The following is a 285-nucleotide window of genomic DNA, read 5'->3' as shown; positions in this document are numbered from 1 at the left end:
ACCTTGGGGTCTGGCGCCCCGCCCGCCTGCAGACGCGCGATGGCCAGCACGGTGTTGAAGGTCTTCAGCAGGTGGTCGGCTTCGTCCAGCGCGATGCCCAGCGCATCCACCCCGTCGATCTTGCCCGCCTCGGCGTCGATCAGGGCCACCTCCAGCTTGGCCCGCATCCGCGTCAGGGGCGAGCGCAGGTCGTGGGCGATGGCGTCGCCTTCGCGACGGGCGGCTTCGGCTTCGAGACGTTCGACGTGAGCAACCCGGGCAAGCCCGCGCCGCTCGGGCCCCCCG

1 protein-coding gene is annotated in these 285 nt (G+C 72.3%); it reads right to left on the bottom strand.

Going from position 1 to position 285, the window contains the following annotated elements; all coding sequences use genetic code 11:
* A partial coding sequence (locus QZ281_RS15540; protein ID WP_292229904.1) for a histidine kinase dimerization/phospho-acceptor domain-containing protein occupies positions 1 to 285 on the bottom strand: 285 nt, incomplete at both ends.

This window comes from Brevundimonas sp., assembly GCF_018608325.1.
GTDB lineage: Bacteria > Pseudomonadota > Alphaproteobacteria > Caulobacterales > Caulobacteraceae > Brevundimonas.
This window is presented reverse-complemented; position numbering and strand designations above follow the sequence as displayed.